We start from the raw sequence: 19007 nt of genomic DNA on the forward strand, positions 1-19007 counted from the left end.
GACCGTCACGACGGTCTTGCCACCGGTATCGGCGTCGTGCGCTCCGCCAGGAAACGTGCCGGACGTTGCCGAACCGGCAACGGCCACCAGAACCAGCGCCCGAGGATCGCCGCAATCGTCGGAGTCATCAGCGAGCGCACCACGAGGGTGTCGAACAGCAGGCCCAAACCGATCGTCGTACCGCCCTGGCCGATCGCGATCAGATCGCTGGTGGCCATCGAGGCCATCGTGAAGGCGAACACCAGGCCGGCTGCGGTGACCACCCCACCCGTGGCGCCCATGGCCCGGATGATGCCGGTGTTGATGCCCGCGCTGATCTCCTCCTTCATTCGGGACACCACCAGCAGGTTGTAGTCCGACCCGACCGCCAGCAGGATGATCACCGAGAACGCCAAGGTCATCCAGTGCAGATCGATTCCGAGCAGGTACTGCCACACCAGGACCGACAGGCCGAACGAGGCTGCCAGAGAAAGGATTACGGTACCGACGATCACAAACGACGCGATCAGCGCGCGGGTGATCAACAGCATCACGATGAAGATCAGCGTGATCGCGCCGCAGGCCGAGATCAGCAGATCCCATTGCGCACCGACCTGGATGTCCTTGTAGGTGGCTGCGGTGCCGCCGAGGTAGATCTTGGCGTCGGCCAGGGGCGTCGTCTTGATCGCTTCGCGGGCCGTTTTCAGGATCGGGTCGACGTGCGAAATGCCTTCGGCAGTAGCCGGATCCACATCGTGGGTGATGATGAACTGTGCGGCTTGACCATCCGGTGAGACCATCAGGTCCAGGCCCCGTTTGAAATCCGGGTTGTCGAACGCCTCGGGTGGCAGATAGAACGAGTCGTCGTTGCGAGCGTCGTCGAACGCCTGTCCCATCACCGATGCCGTGTCGGTCATCTTGCCGATCTGATCGACCAGCCCGTTGAACGTGCTGAACATCGTCTTCATCGTGCCCTGCATGGACTTGGAGATGGCGATCATCGGCGGCAACTGAGCCACCAGTTGCGGCATCAGCTGATCCATGTCGTTCATGTTCTTCACCGATTCCGAGAGGGTCTCGGTCATGGTGTCGATGCCGTCGAGACCGTCGAACATCGAGCGCATCGAATGACACATCGGGATGTCGTAGCAGTGCGGTTCCCAATACAGGTAGTTGCGCAGCGGTCGCATGAAATCGTCGAAATCAGCCATGTGATCCCGCATTTCGTTGGTACTGGCCTGCATCTCGTTCATGCTCGCGGTCAGCTCGTGGGTGATGTCGGTCATCCGGTTCATCAGGCCCAGCATGTTCTCCATGATCGCGATCATTCGGCCGAGGTCGTCGGTGAGCGTGTTCATGTCGCCCATGCGCTCGCGCAGGAACTGCAGGTTCTCGGTCATGGAGACCGACTGCATACTCACCTGGAACGGCACGGAACTGTGCGCGATGGGGCGACCGAGCGGCCGGGTGATGCTCTGCACGCGCGCGACACCGGGCACACGGATCAATTCCCTGGCGATCTTGTCCAGCACGATCATGTCGGCCGGGTTGCGCAAATCGCGGCCCGCATCCACGAGCAGCAGATCCGGATTCATCCGGGCTGCGGTGAAATGCCGTTCAGCGGCGGCATATCCGACGTTCGACGGCAGGTCCTTGGGAATGTAGAGCCGTTCGTTGTAGGAGGTCTTGTAGCCGGGCAGGGCCAGCAGACCCACGAGTGCCACCGAGATGGCCGCCGCCAGGATCGGAACCGGCCAGCGCACCACCGAGGTGCCGAGCCGGCGCCAGCCGCGGGAACGGATCTCGCGCTTGGCGTCGAGCAGGCCGAACCGGCTGCCCGCGGCAAGCACCGCGGGAGCCAGGGTGAGCGAGGCCAGCACCACCACCGACATGCCGATGGCGCTCGGGATACCCATGGAGCTGAAGTAGTTCAGCCGGGTGAAATGCAGGCACAACATGGCGCCGGCGACCGTGAGTCCCGAGCCGAGGATGACATGGCCGACACCGTGAAATGCGGTGTAGTAGGCATCTTCTCGCTCTTGGCCCTTCTGCCGGGCTTCCTGATATCGGCCGACGAGGAAGATGGCGTAGTCGGTTCCGGCCGCGATGGCCAACGAGGTCAGTAGGCTCACCGAGAACGTCGACAAACCGAGCAGGCCCGCGTGGCCGATCGCGGCCACCACACCACGGGCGGCCGACATCTCCAGCAGCACCACGATCAGCATCAACAACATCGTCGCGAATGACCGGTAGACCACGATCAGCATCACCGCGATCACGGCGATGGTGACGAAGGTGATCTTGACCATGCTCTTGTCGCCCGCCTCGTTCATGTCCGTGGTGAGCGGACCTTGGCCCGTGACATAGGCTTTCACGCCCGCGGGCGGGTGCGACTCGTCGATGATCTTGCGGACCGCGGCGACCGACTCGTTGGCCAGCGTCTCGCCCTGGTTGCCGGCGAGGTTGACCTGTACGTAGGCGGCTTTGCCGTCGGTGCTCTGTGAGCCGGCCGCGGTGATCAGGTCGCCCCAGTAGTTCTGTACGTGCTGAACGTGTTCGGTGTCGGCCTGCAGTGTGCGGACCAGCTCGTCGTAGTAGCGATGGGCGTCGGTGCCGAGCGGCTGATCGCCTTCGAGCACCACCATCGCGATCGTGTCGGAGTCGAACTGATCGAAGCGCTCACCGATCTTCTTCATCGCCACCAGAGCCGGAGCGTCCTGCGGCGACAGAGAGACGGCGTGTTCGTGGCCGACCACCTCGAGCTGGGGGATCAGGGCGTTCAGGACGACGACGAGTGCGACCCACAGCAGGATGATCGGGACCGCGGCGACGCGGATGACGCGGGCGATTCCCCTGTGGTCGGGGTGTTCGTGGTTGCCCATCAGGCGGCCTTGTCCAAGCAGAAGGCCTGGGCGTTGTGCTGGTTCACGGTCTGGTCGTCACGGACCTCGCCGTTGACGACGATCCGGCAGCTGATCACTTCGCTATCTCCTTGGGCGACCACGTTGGCGAACACCGTGGGCAGGGTGGTGACGACTTCGTGCCGCCATGGCAGCGAGCTGAAACTCTCGGTGTGGGGTTGGGCGTCGGCGTCCAGGTAGCTGACGTGGCCGCTGGTGCCGCTGGGCCCGCTGATCTCGTAGACGACGCGCTTCGGGTTGAACTCGACGATGTCGTCGCCGGCGGACTGGCCCGGTTCGGTGTTGATGTGGGTGCCGAAGATTCCGTGCATGCGGCTCATCGTGAAACCGCTGACGGCGAGGGCGGCTATCAACACCAGGGGAATCCAGAAGCGTTTGGCGAGCCGAAATAGCGTAGCCACGGCAAAAATCCACCTCTCCGGTTCGGCGCATGCCGACGGAAAACCCCATCCGACCGCGATTTGATCGGCTGAACGTAACAAGCCCTTAGTGGATCCTCAACGTTCCATTAAGGGATTTTGAGATACCTCACAGTTGTTTGCGAAGTGGAATTTTTTGGTGACCTACCCGGCGATCAGACGTACCGGGGAACCCGCGCAGTAGGCGGCGATGTCCTCGACGATGTCGCGGTAGAAGATCGACATCACGGTCTCGGTGACATAGCCGAGGTGCGGGGTCAGCAACGTGTTGGGGAGGCTGGCCAACGGGTGCCCCGCAGGCAGGGGTTCGTGCTGATACACGTCGAGTGCCGCACCGCGGATTTTGTTGCCGCGCAGGGCCTCCACCAACGCATCCTCGTCGACAAGGCCGCCGCGTGAGGTGTTCACCAGGATGGCCGACGGCTTCATCGCCTCGAGTTCGGCGGCGCCGACCAGGCCACGCGTGGATTCGGCCAGCACCAGGTGCAGCGACACCACATCCGCGTCGGAGAACAGCGCCTCCCGCTCCACCCGGACCACTCCGGCCAAGGCGGCGCGCTCTTCGGTGAGGTGCGGGCTCCAGGCGATGACGTTCATCCCGAACGCCGAGCCGATCGCGGCCACGCGGCTGCCGATCCGCCCCACCCCGACCAGACCCAAGGTCGCCCCGTGCAGATCGCTGCCGATGGTGCTCTGCCACAGGCCGTCGCGGATGCGCTGGTCCTCGACGACGAGGTGGCGTTGCAGCCCGAGGATCAGGGCCCAGGTGTGTTCGACGGTCGGGGTGATCGCACCGCCAGTACCTGACACGGTGATACCGAGGCGGTGCGCGGCGGCGACGTCGATGGCGGCGTTGAACGGACCCGTCGTCACCAGAAGCTTCAGGGCGGGCAACTGGGCGAGCAGCGCCGCGTCGAGCGGCGTGCGCTCACGCATCGCGACCACGACCTCGTAGCCGGTGAGGGTTTCGATCAGGGCCGGGCCGGGTGCGATGTGTTCTCTGAGGGCTGTGACGTGCGGCGGGCGGGGGATCGGTGACCAGTCGACGGTGTCGGCGATGCCCTGATAGTCGTCGAGAACGGCGATGCGCAGCGGTTCGGTCATGGATCAGTATGCATTCGGATCGTTCTGGACGGCCGCCGGAACCGGATGCTGATACAGCGCAGCGGCGTTCTCCCAGGTGATCTTGCGGACCGCGTCGGCCGGCAGGTCACGGATCTGTTCGTGGATCGTGCGCTGGGTGTGCGGCCAGGTCGAGTCACAATGCGGGTAGTCGGCTTCGAGCAGGATGTTGCCGGTGCCGATCCGCTCATGCTGGACGAACGAGGACTGGTCCTCGACCGCACAGAACCAGAAGTTCCTGACGAATATCTCGGCGGGGGAAAGTGTTTCACCGAGCGCCTTCCAGGTTCCGTACATCTGGTGATAGCTCAGCATGTGGTCGAGGCGATCGAGTAAACCTGCCACCCAACCGATTCCGCCCTCCGACAGGCAGATCTTGAGATCGGGGTAGCGGCTGGGCAGTCCCGAGTACAGCCAGTCGACCGCCGCGGTGATCGCGTAGGCGAAGAACAGCACCCCCTGAACGTCCGGCGGGGCGTCGTCGGTGGTGGACGGCGCCGAACCCGAGGACCCGATGTGCAGGTTGACCACGGTGCCCGTCTCGGCGCACGCCGCCATCATCGGTTCCCAGTACCCGGAGTGGATGGTCGGCAGGCCGAGCATCGCGGGGTTCTCGCTGAAGGTCACGGCATGGAAGCCGCGCTCGGCGTTCTCGTAGATCATCCGGGCGCCGACCTCGGGGTCGAGCAGCCAGGGTAATTGGCACGGGATGATCCGATCGGGATACGCCCCGGCCCACGCCTCGAGATGCCAGTCGTTCCAGGCTCGCACGGCCGCCATCGCCAGATCCCGGTCCTTGGTCACCTGCTGCAGCCGCTGGCCGGCGAACCCCGGAAGGAACGACGGGAAGTTCAGCGACGCGTATACCCCGTTGAGATCCATGTCTTTGACGCGCTCGTGAATGTCCCAAGCGCCACGCCGCATCTCGTCGAACCGGGCCGGTTCGAAACCGTACTCGGATACCGGCCGGCCGACCACGGCGTTGAAGCCGACGTTGGGCAGCGACTGTCCGTCATACATCCAGGTTTGCCCGCCGTCCCCGGTGTCGACCACCTTCGGGGCGCGTTCGGCGAACTTGCGCGGCACGCGGCCGGTGAAGGTGTCCGGTGGCTCGACGATGTGATCGTCGACCGAGATCACGGTGTAGAGCCGTTCGGCCCGTTCGGGTTCCGGGAGGAAGGTCACCGTCCGTTCGGCACCCTTGTTCGCGGTGGTGAAGTCGAGATTGCCGGCGAGCTCATCGATGGACTTCATGGGCAGTCTCCTTTCAGGTCAGCACGTCCGGGTCGGCCTTGATGGTCATGCGCGCCGCCCCGGCCCAGTACACGTCGGCCGCCCGCTCGGTGAGCGAGGCTTTCATGCCGTACATATCGGAGCGGTTCATCGCCGTGGGCTCGCGTCCGGTCAGCATCACCTGGTAGGCCAGTTTGCAGACCCGGTCGATCGACGCGGCCCGATACACAGCCTCGGCGACGGTGCCCCCGGTGGCGATCACCCCATGGTTGGCCAGGATGGTGAGATTGGCCGTGCCGATCCGTTCAGCGAGTTCGCGCGCCCTCGGAGCCGAATCGACCTCGCCGTCGTAGGTTTCGACGAAACACATGTCGTCGAGAAACAGCGACCCGGTCTGGTGGACCAGCTCCGGCAGCTTCCCCAACGCCGCGATCAGGCTCACGTAGTAGGGGTGATTGTGGATGACGACGCGGGCGTCGTCGCGCACCCGGTGCAGTTCGGTATGGATGTGGATGGCCGGGGTGACGTCCCAACGTCCGCGCACCACGCGGGCGGTCCCGTCGACGGTGCAGATGTCGGATGCGGTGAGCTCCTGCCACCACAGCCCCCACGGGTTGACCAGCATCTCGGCGCGGCCGTCGGGTTGCCAGGTGATGTGGCCGGCCATGTTCTCGGCGAATCCGATGGCGGCCAGGTGCCGGAATGCCACCGCCAGCGTCTGCTCCTCGGTCAGGTCGACGCCGATCGGTGGGGTGACCGACGGCGACCACACCTTCAAGCCGCCCTGGCGTACCTCACCGACGCTCATGGCCGTCTCCCAACCGTATCCGGATATCCTCGCGGAGTTGACCTTTGGCGATCTTCCCGCCCGAGGACCGGGGCAGCTCGTCGAGCACGATGAGCTTTTCGGGTAGCAGTTCCTTCGACATGCCCTGCGCCAGCAGATGCTCCACCAGTCCGGGCAGATCGATGTGTTGCCCGTTGGCGGTCTCGACGTAGATGCAGACCTTCTCGCCGAACACCGGGTCCGGCATCGCCACCGCCGCCGCGACCGCCACGGCGGGATGTGTCGTCACCGCATCTTCGACCTCGCCCGCACTGATGTTCTTGCCGCCGCGGAGAATGAAATCGGAGGTGCGGCCGGTGACGGTCAGGTAGCCCTCGGCGTCGATCTCGCAGATGTCGCCCATCCGCATCCAGCCGTCACGTGTGTAGAGCTTGTCGTGGTCCACCCCGCCGAGATAGCCCAGGCTGGTGGCCGGCCCACGGCAGGCCGGTTGCCCGCGTCCGGTCGAGCTCACGTCGTTGTCGCCGTCGAAAAGCCGCACCGCCATCTCCGGCACCAACCGTCCGGCCGTTCGCAGCCTGCGCTCCCGGGAGTCGCGCAGTGTCGTCCCGCTCAACAGGCCGGTTTCGTTGGAGCCGTAGAACTGCAGGATGGTGGCGCCGGTGAGCTCTTCGAAGTCGGCGGCCCGCCGATAGGGCAGCGCCTCTCCGCCGGTGAACACCACGCGCAGCGAGCTCAGGTCGTTCTCGCGCGATGCCCCGTCGGCCATAATCATCATCAACTGCGTGCTGACACAGCACAACACGCTGACCCGGTGGCGGGCGATCGCCTCACACGCGGCCTGGGCGTCGAACTTCTCCAGCAGCACAGTGGTGGCCCCGAGATAGATCGGTGTGGTGTGGGCGGTCCAGATGCCGAATCCGAACGGGGCAGGGATGACCGGGAGGAAGATGTCGTCGGAATTCAGCGCGCCATTGGCAACTGCCTGTTGATGGAAGTAGTGCCACCGGTTCTGGGTGTGCACAACGCATTTGGGAAGACCGGTGGTGCCCGAGGTCGAGTTGATCAGGAACACGTCGTCGGCTCCGACGCCCGCCGCCGGTGGTCGCGACGGCGTGTCGGCGTCGAGGGACATCCCGTCCAGAACCAGGGCGCTGATCCCGGAAGTCAGCGCCGACACGGTGGCCTGTGCCGAGGAGCGCCGCGCCGCATCGCTGATCAGCAGGCGCGGTTCGGTGACCCGCAGGATCTGGGTGGCCTCGCGGGACCCGGCGCGGGCGCCGATTCCCACCACGATGGCACCGCAGCGTTCGACCGCGACGAACAGCATGTGGATGGCCGCCGTATCCCCGTGCCAGACCGCGACGCGATCGCCGGGGCGCACGCCCAGCCCGGCCAGCTGTGCGGCCAGTCGTAGTGCGGCACAGTCGAATTCGTTCCAGGTGAGCGTGGAATCAGGGTAGTCGACATAGGCCGGCTTGTCCGGATGTGCGATGGCGTTCTCGCGCACGGTCTGCGAGAGAGTGCGGTCCGACCACCATCCTGCCGCGTGGTAGTGGGCTGCGTCTGCAGCATGGGCGGGGTACCCAGCCTTCATTGCCAAATCATATGGAAATAAGAATGTGTGTCAACGGTCACACCGCGACCGTCGCCGGGTCAGGGGCGAGGGGGTCCGGACTGTGCCCAGGTGCGCACCATCGTCGGGTCGACCACCCCATCGACGCCGGGGTACTGCTGAGCGTTGACCAGATGCGCGGCCGCCAGATCACGGGCTCGTTGCGCGTCGCCCACGTCGATCGCGTCGATCACCTGCCGGTGGTCTTCCAGTACCGCGCGGCGCTCCTCGACCGGCACCGTGGAGTGATCGGTCACCTGAGCCGACCAGTTTTGCTCGTGGGCAGACCACAACGCTTCGAGCGCGCCGGCCAAGATGATCATCGTCTCGTTACCGCAGTGGCGCACCAGCGCCTCGTGGTACCGGCGGCTCGCCGAGGTGGCTTGCCGGAGGTCGGATACCGAACGGACCGATTCTTCGTGCAGTTCACGCAGAATGGGCACCACTGTGCGCTTGCGGTCCGGACGCTGGGCACAGAGCGCCGCACATGCCGGCTCGACCTGAAGGAGTGCCGTACCCACATCGGCGAGACCGACCCGCCCGGCGCCCAGGACCAGCCCCATCGTGTAGGCGAGGTTTGCCGCGTCGGGCCGGTGTACCACCGCTCCGCCGAGCTTGCCGCGCCGCACCGTCAACAACCCCTCGGCCTCGAGGATGCGCATCGCCTCACGCAAGGACGGTTTGCTGATCGGATACTCGACGAGGAGTTCGTCTTCTTTGGGCAGGATCGTGCCGTCGGCGAGTTCGCCGGTGAGAATCCGGCGGCGCAGTTGATCGGCGACCTGCTCGGCAAGTCGCTGGAACCGGACGTTCGGCTGCGCCACGCATCGAGTGTGCCAGACGTGCCCCGCTTGAGGCTGCGCGTGGAGGCTTGTTTCCAAATGATTTGTCTCCTACGGTGAGCCATGCAGAAGTGGTCCATCGGCGCGGTGACGATCCATTCCGTCCTGGAGACCGTGGTGCCGACCCGGCCTGACCGGCTGTTTCGGGCCCTTCCCTCCGAGCTCGGAAGCTGGCTGCAGCCGCACTATCTCGACGCCGCGGGCAATCTGCTGGTAGCCATCCAGTCGTTCTTCATCGAATCCGGTGAGGAGCTCGTGGTCGTGGACTGCTGCTTCGGCGAAGGACACGACCTGCCATACCAAATCCCGATGGACCCGGACCGGTATCGGCGGTCGCTGGCCGCAGCCGGATTTGCCCCCGACGACGTCACCACCGTCGTCTGCACCCACCTTCACCTCGACCATGCCGGGCGTAACACCACGCTGCGCGACGGCGCCTGGGTGCCCACCTATCCCAACGCGACCTACCTGCTGACCGCTGATGAGTACGCGGCATGGCGGCTATCGGCGGCACCGAACCGTGCCGCCGCCGAGACCGTCGAACCGCTTGTCGCACACGACGTTCTGCGACTGACCGACATGGACCACGCGATCACCGACGAGATCCGGCTGATCGCGACACCCGGCCACACACCGGGTCACAGCGCGGTGCGGGTCGAATCCGGTGGGGAAGTGGCGGTCATCAGTGGAGACGTCATCCACCACCCGCTCCAGATCACCCACCCGGAAGTGCTGCCGCTACCCGATGAGGACCCGGCCGCGGCCGCCGAGACCCGCGCCCGTTTGTTACGCAGCGTCGCCGAGGAGCAGGCGCTGCTGCTCGGAACCCACTTCGCCGCTCCGGCCGCAGGCACCGTCGTCACCGACGGCGACCGGCTGATGTGGGTGCCGCTCTAGCCGGAGGCGTCTCAGTTCGCGGTGTGGACGATGAGGATGTCGATCTTCACCCGGCGGGCGATGGTGGCGGGCACGGACCCCAACAGGCGCCCGGCGACCGAGTCCAGCCCGATGTCGCCGACGACGATCAGATCCGCACCGACCTCTTTGGCGAGCCTCACCAGGGCGTCGACCGGGGCGCCTTCGACCGCCCGCTCGACGATATCCGCGGCGCCGGCGGCCCTGGCCCGGTCGCGCGCCGCCTGGAGGATCTCGTAGACAGGGGCAGCGCCGTGCATCCGGTAGCCCTCGCTCTTGAGGCTGTCCTCCGCCCGGGTATCGAGCACGTGATCGGGCGACGGTGGCCGCGACCAGCCGCCCTTTTCGGCCACGGGTTGATGAGCGCTCGCGATGATCAGCTTCGCACCCTCCTGGGCGGCGACCATCGCCGCGCGATCCACCGCACGCAGCGACGAATCCGAGCCGTCGGTTCCGACAACGATCGTCTGATACGTGCTCATGTTGTCTCCGAACTGTCGGCTAGCGGGGCGAACAGGACATTAATGCACGCCAATCGTCCGCCGATGGAATTTGTGCCCCACGCCGTGTCAACGATCAACCGAAGCAGGTGTCAAGTGTCGGCCGATCGATACCGATGGAGACCGGTGGCCGTTACCTGAAGTTCTTGCTGCGCTTGCCGCTTTCGCCGAACGGGCACGGAGCTGTCGGATGTGCGGGGTACGGTGCGCTCAAGAGCGAGAAGCACACGTCAAACGAACGAGATATGGCACCCCCGACAGGATTCGAACCTGCAACCTACCGGGTAGAAACCGGATGCGCTATCCGTTGCGCCACGGGGGCAAGTCGGACCACCACAATTTACACCGGGTGGGTGTCGTTACCGAAACGGATATGCCCCATGTGGGTGCTCGAACCGCAACAGATGAAACGAGCGAGTCAGTGGGTCGACATCACACCAAAGACAAAGGCGACCTCGGCGTCGCCAAAGCGCATGCCGACCTGGTTGCCAAGGGTTTTTATGTGCTTTTTCCCGCGACCGAGCATGCGCCGTTCGACCTTGTGGCGTACGCGGCCGGTACCTTTCACCGCATTCAGGTGAAGTACCGGTCGGCACAAGCGGGAGCGGTGAGACTCAACCTCCGGTCCACCTGGGCCGATCGCCATGGCACCCACAGCACGCCCATCGACAAGGACGCTATCGACGTCATCTGCATCTACTGCCCGGACACCGATGAGTGCTACTACATCAGGCCCACCGATCACGGCGTCTCCGTCAATCTCCGGATCACACCGACCAAGAATGGTCAGCAGAAACGTATTTTGGCGGCCGCCTCGTTTCGCGACCTACCCGACAAACACCTCCCGCCGATCGACGAAACCCGTACCTCGGCGTGATGGGGCGGGGACGCGCGACGGACGCCCGACAAAGCCCTCCGCTGCCACCGGAGGCGGACTAGCGTGGACGCTGCATCGGTGGCCGGGGGAGGGGAGAGGGACCACGCTATGAGCGACGTGCCGGAGTTGGATGCGGCCGGACTGCCCGAAGAGCTGAGCGCAGTCGATCAGCTGTTGCACCGGGGTGAGGCAAACCCGCGTACCAGGTCCGGGATCCTCGGCGTCGAGATCCTCGACACCACACCGGATTGGGAACGATTCCGCGCCCGGCTCGACCACGCATCGCGCAAGGTTTTACGACTGCGCCAGAAGGTGGTCATGCCCACCCTGCCCACCGCCGCTCCGCGCTGGGTCGTCGACCCCGATTTCAACCTCGACTACCACGTACGGCACGTGCGGGTTCCCGAGCCGGGAACGTTGCGCGATGTGTTCGACCTGGCCGAGATCGCGCTGCAGTCACCGATGGACATCAGCCGCCCGCTGTGGAGCGCCACCCTCGTCGAAGGGCTGGCCGACGGGCGTGCGGCGACCATCCTGCACCTGAGCCACGCGGTGTCCGACGGTGTCGGCATCGTCGAGATGTTCGCCAACATCTACGACCTCGAACGCGATCCCGAGCCGACCGCGCCGGCGCCACTGCCCATCCCGCAGGACCTCTCGCCCAACGACCTGATGCGTGAAGGCATCAGCCGGTTGCCCGGATCGATCGCGGGCGGCGTACTCGGTGCCCTCGGGCAGGCGGCCCGCGCGGTGACGAAGGTGGTGCGCGATCCGGTCTCGGCGGTCAACGGTGCGGTGGATTACGCGATGTCCGGGGCGCGGGTGATGGGTCCGGCTGCGCATCCCTCGCCGCTGTTGCGCCGCCGCAGCCTGTCGTCGCGCACGGAGGCGATCGACATCCCGTTCTCCGACCTGCACCGGGCGGCCAAGGCCGCAGGCGGTTCGATCAACGACGCTTATCTCGCCGGGCTGTGCGGCGCCCTCCGCCTCTACCACGAGGCCAAAGGCATCTCCATCGACACGTTGCCGATGGCCGTCCCCGTCAACCTGCGATCCGAGGACGATCCGGCCGGCGGCAACCGCTTCGCCGGGGTCAACTTGGCCGCACCGGTCGGAATCGTCGACCCGGAGACCCGGGTCAAAGCTGTCCGGGCGCAGATGATGACCAAGCGCGAGGAGCGTGCCATCGACATGGTCGGCTCGATCGCCCCTGTGCTGAGCCTGCTGCCCGACGCCGTGTTGGAGGCGGTGGCCGGTTCGGTGGTCAATTCCGACGTGCAGGCCAGCAATGTTCCGGTCTACCCCGGTGACACCTTCCTCGCCGGCGCAAAGATATTGCGTCACTACGGGATAGGGCCGCTGCCCGGCGTCGCGATGATGGTGGTGCTGATCTCCAGATCGGGATACATCACGGTCACCGCTCGCTACGACCGGGCCGCCATCACCGACGAGAAGCTGTTCGCCCAATGCCTGTTGGACGGTTTCGACGAGGTGCTGGCGCTCGGTGGCGACGGCCGGGCGGAACCGGCCTCCTTCAGCAGCGATACGCCGGCGACGAACGGGAGTGCTGCACAGTGACTTCGAAAGAACCGAGCGCACGGGCAACCAGGCAGATGCGGCTGCCCGGCACCCTGGCCGAGATCGAGGGCAGTCCCGAGGGCCCTGAGATCGGCGCGTTCTTCGACCTGGACGGGACGCTCGTCGCCGGGTTCACCGGGGTGATCATGACCCGGGACCGGTTGCGCCGCGGCCAGATGGGTGTCGGTGAGTTCATCGGCATGGTGCAGGCCGGGCTCAACCATCAGTTGGGTCGCTCCGAGTTCGAGGACCTGATCGGCAAGGGCGCCCGGATGTTGCGCGGCAACTCACTCAGCGACCTCGACGAACTCGGTGAGCGGCTGTTCCTGCAACACGTGCAGGGCCGCATGTACCCGGAGATGCGCGCGATGGTGCGTGCTCACATGGCCCGTGGCCACACCGTCGTGTTGAGTTCGTCGGCGCTGACGGTCCAAGTGGAGCCCGTCGCTCGGTTCCTGGGTATCGACAACGTCCTGTGCAACAAATTCGAGACCGACGCGGACGGTCTGATCACCGGCGAGGTCAAGACGCCGGTGATCTGGGGTTCCGGTAAAGCCCGTGCGGTGCAGAACTTCTCGGCCGCCAACGGGGTGGACCTGACCAAGAGCTACTTCTATGCCGACGGCGACGAGGACGTCGCCCTGATGTACCTGGTTGGCCATCCACGGCCGACGAATCCGGCCGGCAAGCTGGCCGCAGTTGCGGCCAAACGCGGCTGGCCCGTGCTGAAGTTCAGCAGCCGCAGCGGCAGCAGTCCGGTTGCGCAGCTGCGCACCCTGGCCAGCCTGGCCACCATCCCGACGGTGGCCGCCGGGGCGATCGGACTCGGGCTGCTCACCCGCAACAAGCGCACCGGCGTCAACTTCTTCACCTCGAACTGGAGCAAGCTGCTGATGCTCACCACGGGCATCGAGCTCAACGTCCTCGGTGAGGAGAACCTGACCGCGCAGCGACCCGCGGTGTTCATCTTCAATCACCGCAACCAGGCGGACCCGATGATCGCGGGCCGGCTGGTCGGCGTGGACTTCACCGGGGTCGGCAAGAAAGAGCTCGAGCGCAATCCCTTGATGGGTCCGCTGGGCAAGGTCATGGATGCGGCATTCATCGACCGCGACGACCCGGAGAAAGCCGTGGAAAGTCTGCACAAGGTCGAAGAGCTTGCCCGCAAAGGCTTGTCGATACTGATCGCCCCGGAAGGGACGCGGCTCGACACCATCGAGGTCGGTCCGTTCAAGAAGGGACCGTTCCGCATCGCGATGGCCGCAGGCATTCCGATCGTGCCGATCGTGATCCGTAACGCCGAGGTGATCGCGCACCGCGACTCCAGCACGTTCAACCCCGGCAAGGTGGATGTCGCGGTGTACCCGCCGATCTCCGTCGAGGACTGGACGGTCGAGAACCTCTCCGACCGCATCGCCGAGGTCCGCCAGATCTACCTCGACACGCTGAAATCCTGGCCGCACGACGAACTTCCCACGTTCGACGTCTACTCCCGCGCCGCGTCGGCCGAGAAAGCCGCGCCACGGCGGGCCGCTGCCAAAGCACCGGCCAAGAAAGCGCCGGCCAAGAAAGCGCCCACCAAAAAGACTGCCCCCAAACCGGACACCGCGTCGCAGCGGTCGACTCCCAAGGGCCGGCCGTGACCGCCGGGATCGACGATTACCCGAGCTTCAGCACCAGTGACGATGCTCTGGTGCTCGCGTCGGTATCCTCACCCGCTGAGCTCGAGCTGCTCAACGACTGGCTCAAGGCGCAGCGGCGCGAACATCCGGACACGACCGTCGAAGTCCTGCAACTGCCGGCCACCGACGAACCCACCCCCGGGGCGGTGGCCCGGTTGGTCGAGGAGCTGGAATCGGACGAGGACCGGCTGGTGGTCCCGGTCCGGGTGTTCTGGGTGCCCGGCGGATTACCCACCCGGTTGAAAGTGGTGGGTTTGATCTCCGGCCGCGACACCTACCGGCCTCCGGAGATCCTGCAACGTCGCATCCTGCGCAAGAACCCGACGCGCGCCCGGATCGTCGCCGGTGAACCGGCCAAGGTATCGGAGCTGCGCAAGCAGTGGAGTGAGACCACGGTCGCCGAAAACCCCCGGGAATTCGCACGATTCGTCCTTCGCCGGGCGGTGCTGGCCATCGAGCGGGTGGAGCTTCGGCTACTGGGCCCCGAGTACAAGTCGCCCCGGCTGGTCAAGCCGGAGATGTTGGACTCGGCACGCTTCCGGGAAGGCCTGGAGCAGATTCCCGGCGCGACCGTGGAGCAGGCCGGGGAGATGCTCGACGAGCTGTCCACCGGATGGAGCCGGTTCTCGGTGGACCTGATCCCGACCCTGGGCCGGGCGATCTTCAGCCGCGGGTTCGACCCGCGCATCGACTACGACCGCACCGAGATCGAGTCGATGCGCCATGCCCTCGAACAACATCCGGCGGTGCTGCTGTTCTCGCACCGGTCCTACCTCGACGGGGTCATCGTGCCCGTGGCCATGCAGGAGAACCGGCTGCCCCCCGTCTACACGTTCGCCGGCATCAACCTGTCGTTCGGCCTGATGGGCCCGCTGTTCCGGCATTCCGGCGTCATCTTCCTGCGCCGCAAACTCGACGACCCCCTGTACAAGTACGTGCTGCGGCAGTACGTCGGCTACATCGTGGAGAAGCGGTTCAACCTGAACTGGTCCATCGAGGGCACCCGGTCACGGACCGGGAAGATGTTGCCGCCCAAGCTGGGACTGCTCGCCTACGTCGCCAACGCCTACCTCGACGGCCGCAGTGACGACATCTTGCTGCAGCCGGTGTCGATCAGCTTCGACCAACTGCACGAGACCGCCGAGTACGCCGCCTACGCCCGCGGTGGGGAGAAGACGCCCGAGGGCCTGAGCTGGCTGTACAACTTCATCAAGGCGCAGGGCGAGCGCAACTACGGCAAGATCTATGTCCGCTTCCCCGAAGCGGTTTCGATGCGCGAGCACCTGGGCGAACCGGGCGGCGAGATGGCCAACGACGAGGCGGCCAAACGGCTGGCGATGCAGAAGATGGCCTTCGAGGTGGCCTGGCGCATCCTGCGGGCCACCCCGGTCAACGCGACCAACCTGGTCTCGGCGCTGCTGCTGGGTGCCCGCGGGGTCGCCCTGACGCTGGACCAGCTGCACCACACGCTGCAGGACTCGCTGGATTACCTGGAACGCAAGAACACTCCGATGACCAACAGTGCGCTGCGGCTGCGGACCGCCGAGGGGGTTCGCTCGGCGGTCGACGCGCTCTCCGGCGGGCACCCGGTCACGTTGGTGGACAGCGGACGCGAGCCGGTGTGGCGCATCGCTGCCGAGGACGAGCTGGAGGCCGCGTTCTACCGCAACTCTCTGATCCACGCCTTTCAGGAAACCTCGATCGTCGAACTGGCCCTGGCGTACGCGGCCCGCGTCACCGACAACCCGCTGCAGGCGTTCTGGGATCAGGTGATGCGGCTGCGCGACCTACTCAAGTTCGACTTCTACTTCGCCGATTCGGCGGCGTTCCGCGACAACGTCGCCGAGGAGATGTCGTGGTACGACCGCACGCCCGAAGGCCAGGCGGCGGGCGGCTGGGAAGCGAGGGTGTCAGCCGGGGGCGACGACATCTACCAGATGTTGCGGCGCAAACGTCCGCTGCTGGTGGGTGCCATGTTGCGACCGTTCTTCGAGGCCTACGCCATTGTCGCCGACGTCCTGCGCGACGCCCCGCCGGAGATCGGTGAGCGGGAGCTGACCAAGCGGGCACTCGGCGTCGGGCGGCAGTACGTCGCCCAGGGCCGGGTGGGCAGCAACGAGTCGGTCTCGGCATTGTTGTTCGCCACCGCGCGTCAGGTGGCCGCCGATCAGGACCTGCTGGTCAACGGCCCCGACCTGAAGGCGCGGCGTAATGCCTTCCGCGATGAACTGCGCGGGATCGTCGACGACATGGACAAAGTCGACGAGATCGCCCGTGAGCAGTTCTACAACCGGGAGAAGCAGCGGCGCGCCCAGCGGCACCTTTCCGGCTAGTCCGGCTGCCGGCCGGGGTGCGGCGGCATCCACGCCATACCCTTGGACCATGACTTCTGCCGGCCAGGTGGCCGCATCCGGCGTGCGGAACAGCCCGGTGTGGCCGGTATTGGTCGGCGTGGGCGTGCTGGCCGGGGCGGTGGCGGCGGGCATCGGCGCGCTGTCCTTGGCCGACGCGCTGACCGCCACCGGTTTGCCGGACCCCGGCCCCGTCACCACCTACGGCCTGCCGTTCGTGCGCGCCTCCGGCGAGATCGCCGCCGTCGTCGCGGTCGGGGCATTCCTGTTCGCGGCGTTCCTGGCGGCACCCCAGGCCAACGGCGTCCTCGACGTCGCCGGCTATCGGGCGCTGCGGGTCGGCTCGGCGGCGTCGGCTGTATGGACCGTGTGCGCTGCACTGCTGGTTCCGCTGACGGTCTCCGACGTGTCCGGACAGCCGTTGCTCGACCATCTCGGGCCCGCCGACGTCTGGTCGGCGGCCGGAATGGTGGATGTGGCCGTCGCCTGGCGCTGGACGGCGCTCCTGGCCGCGGCCGTCACCATCGCCAGCCTGCCGGTGTTGCGATGGGGATGGACGCCGGTGCTGCTGGCCGGGTCACTGCTGACGTTGATGCCGCTGGTGCTGACCGGACACTCCTCAGCCGGGGGTGCCCACGATCTGGCCACCAACAGCTTGTTCATTCACCTGGTCGCCGCCGCGCTATGGGCCGGCGGGTTGCTGGCATTGCTGGCTCATGCCCTTCGGGCCGGAGGTGGGTCTGACGGCCCCGACACCGCGTTGGCCGCGCGACGCTTCTCAGCGCTGGCCCTGTGGTGCTTCGTCGCGATGGCCATCAGCGGCGTGCTCAACGCACTGGTGCGCATTCAGCTGCCCGACCTGGTGCGTACCAGCTACGGCTGGTTGCTGGTGGCCAAGGTGCTGGCACTCAGCCTGCTCGGCGTGCTGGGCTGGCGGCAGCGTCGGGTCAGCCTGACCGCACTGGCCGCCGATCCGGGGGCGCGTCGACCGCTGATCCGGCTGGCGCTGACCGAGGCCGCCCTGTTCGGCGTCACCTTCGGCATCGCCGTCGGATTGGGACGTACCCCGCCGCCACCCGAGCCGAAGATCCCCAGTGCCACCGAGGTCGCCATCGGATACGACTTCGCCGGGCCGCCGACGGTGGCGCGGGTGTTGTTCGACTGGCGATTCGACCTGCTGTTCGGGACCGCCGCGATCATCGGGGCGCTGGTGTACCTGGCCGGTATGTGGCGGCTGCGCCGACGCGGCGACGCCTGGCCGGCCGGCCGCACGGTCGCGTGGCTGCTGGGCTGTGCGGTCCTGCTGTTCACCACCTCATCCGGGCTCGGTCGCTACATGCCGGCGATGTTCAGCATGCACATGATCGCCCACATGCTGCTGTCCATGCTGGTTCCGGTGCTCCTGGTGTTGGGCGCCCCGGTGACCCTGGCGCTGCGGGCGTTACCCACCGCGGGCCGCGGATCGCCACCGGGTCCCCGGGAATGGCTGCTGGCGGCGTTGCACTCCAGGGTGTCGCAGTTCCTGACCCATCCCATCGTCGCCACCGTGCTGTTCGTGGCCGGCTTCTACGGCCTGTACTTCGGCGGCCTCTTCGACGCCGCGGTGAGCAATCATGCCGCGCACATCCTGATGAACGTGCACTTCCTGCTGTCGGGTTACCTCTTCTATTGGGTCGTCATCGGAGTGGATCCGACTCCGCGGCCCGTCCCGCACCTGGTCAAGATCGGGATGGTGTTCGCCTCGCTGCCGCTACACGCGTTCTTCGGCGTGGTGATGATGGGCATGGACACCGTTCTCGGCGAAAGCTTCTACCGGTCATTGCAGCTGCCGTGGCACACCGACCTGATCGGAGACCAGCACCTCGGCGGAGCGATCGCCTGGGCGGCCGGAGAGGTCCCGCTGGTCATCGTGATGCTGGCGTTGCTGATTCAGTGGCGACGCAGCGATCAGCGCACCGCCAAGCGGCTGGACCGGGCCGCCGATCGCGATGACGACGCCGACCTGGCGGCCTACAACGCGATGCTCGCCGAGATGGCGCGGCGTGACGGTCCACCGCGCTGATAGGTCGGGGTTTATCCCCAGCCTGCGTTTCATCCACAGCCGACGGCTTCGTCGGGTCCGCACACCGGCCGCGTGTCGGGGTGGCGGCGGTCAATGGCTGCGTAAGGCGGTCGACGCTTCGGCA

14 protein-coding genes and 1 tRNA gene are annotated in these 19007 nt (G+C 66.2%); 6 read left to right on the forward strand and 9 right to left on the reverse strand.

Annotated features, from left to right (window positions below; translation table 11 throughout):
- Window positions 1-5 precede the first annotated feature (5 nt).
- The 7 genes from K6L26_RS11755 to K6L26_RS11785 all read right to left on the reverse strand — a co-directional run bounded on the left by K6L26_RS11755 (window position 6) and on the right by K6L26_RS11785 (window position 8900).
- Window positions 6-2861, reverse strand: a complete 2856-nt coding sequence (locus K6L26_RS11755; RefSeq protein ID WP_221853156.1) for an MMPL/RND family transporter — start codon at window positions 2859-2861, stop codon at window positions 6-8.
- Window positions 2861-3301, reverse strand: coding sequence for an MmpS family transport accessory protein (locus K6L26_RS11760; protein WP_048895489.1), 441 nt, complete (start codon window positions 3299-3301; stop codon window positions 2861-2863). Before K6L26_RS11760 ends, K6L26_RS11755 begins: the two co-directional genes overlap by 1 nt.
- 162 nt (window positions 3302-3463) lie before the next feature.
- On the reverse strand, window positions 3464-4423 hold the full coding sequence (locus K6L26_RS11765; protein ID WP_019343463.1) for a D-2-hydroxyacid dehydrogenase family protein: 960 nt from the start codon (window positions 4421-4423) through the stop codon (window positions 3464-3466).
- 3 nt (window positions 4424-4426) lie between these two features.
- Window positions 4427-5695, reverse strand: coding sequence for an amidohydrolase family protein (locus tag K6L26_RS11770; RefSeq protein WP_019343462.1), 1269 nt, complete (start codon window positions 5693-5695; stop codon window positions 4427-4429).
- 13 nt (window positions 5696-5708) lie between these two features.
- Complete coding sequence (locus K6L26_RS11775; RefSeq protein WP_019343461.1) at window positions 5709-6482, reverse strand: class II aldolase/adducin family protein; 774 nt, start codon at window positions 6480-6482, stop codon at window positions 5709-5711.
- Window positions 6469-8058, reverse strand: coding sequence for a class I adenylate-forming enzyme family protein (locus K6L26_RS11780; RefSeq protein ID WP_019343460.1), 1590 nt, complete (start codon window positions 8056-8058; stop codon window positions 6469-6471). The genes K6L26_RS11775 and K6L26_RS11780 overlap by 14 nt, the downstream gene beginning before the upstream one ends.
- Window positions 8059-8117: 59 nt before the next feature.
- Complete coding sequence (locus K6L26_RS11785; RefSeq protein WP_019343459.1) at window positions 8118-8900, reverse strand: FadR/GntR family transcriptional regulator; 783 nt, start codon at window positions 8898-8900, stop codon at window positions 8118-8120.
- 81 nt (window positions 8901-8981) lie between these two features.
- On the opposite strand from K6L26_RS11785, the gene K6L26_RS11790 reads away from it, so the two are divergent.
- Window positions 8982-9815, forward strand: a complete 834-nt coding sequence (locus tag K6L26_RS11790; RefSeq protein ID WP_019343458.1) for an MBL fold metallo-hydrolase — start codon at window positions 8982-8984, stop codon at window positions 9813-9815.
- A gap of 11 nt (window positions 9816-9826) precedes the next feature.
- Here K6L26_RS11790 and K6L26_RS11795 read toward each other — a convergent pair whose 3' ends face one another.
- A complete protein-coding gene (locus tag K6L26_RS11795) occupies window positions 9827-10315 on the reverse strand; it encodes a universal stress protein (protein ID WP_019343457.1) in 489 nt (162 codons plus the stop codon).
- 264 nt (window positions 10316-10579) lie between these two features.
- Window positions 10580-10655: transfer RNA gene (locus tag K6L26_RS11800), tRNA-Arg, on the reverse strand.
- On the opposite strand from K6L26_RS11800, the gene K6L26_RS11805 reads away from it, so the two are divergent.
- From K6L26_RS11805 to K6L26_RS11825, 5 genes are all read left to right on the forward strand, one after another.
- Entirely contained in the window at window positions 10629-11210 is a 582-nt protein-coding gene (locus K6L26_RS11805; RefSeq protein ID WP_131721882.1) for a group I intron-associated PD-(D/E)XK endonuclease, read from the forward strand. The genes K6L26_RS11800 and K6L26_RS11805 overlap by 27 nt on opposite strands.
- A 108-nt stretch (window positions 11211-11318) precedes the next feature.
- Window positions 11319-12788, forward strand: a complete 1470-nt coding sequence (locus tag K6L26_RS11810) for a wax ester/triacylglycerol synthase family O-acyltransferase (protein ID WP_221853157.1) — start codon at window positions 11319-11321, stop codon at window positions 12786-12788.
- Between the two features lie 35 nt (window positions 12789-12823).
- Window positions 12824-14431 (forward strand): HAD-IB family hydrolase/lysophospholipid acyltransferase family protein, encoded by a 1608-nt coding sequence (locus K6L26_RS11815; RefSeq protein ID WP_076214776.1) that lies wholly within the window; start codon window positions 12824-12826, stop codon window positions 14429-14431.
- A complete protein-coding gene (locus K6L26_RS11820) occupies window positions 14428-16803 on the forward strand; it encodes a glycerol-3-phosphate 1-O-acyltransferase (protein WP_221853158.1) in 2376 nt (791 codons plus the stop codon). The genes K6L26_RS11815 and K6L26_RS11820 overlap by 4 nt, the downstream gene beginning before the upstream one ends.
- Before the next feature lie 49 nt (window positions 16804-16852).
- On the forward strand, window positions 16853-18883 hold the full coding sequence (locus tag K6L26_RS11825) for a bifunctional copper resistance protein CopD/cytochrome c oxidase assembly protein (protein WP_221853159.1): 2031 nt from the start codon (window positions 16853-16855) through the stop codon (window positions 18881-18883).
- Window positions 18884-19007 lie beyond the last annotated feature (124 nt).

Source organism: Mycobacterium farcinogenes (assembly GCF_019739075.1).
Taxonomy (GTDB): Bacteria; Actinomycetota; Actinomycetes; order Mycobacteriales; family Mycobacteriaceae; genus Mycobacterium; species Mycobacterium senegalense.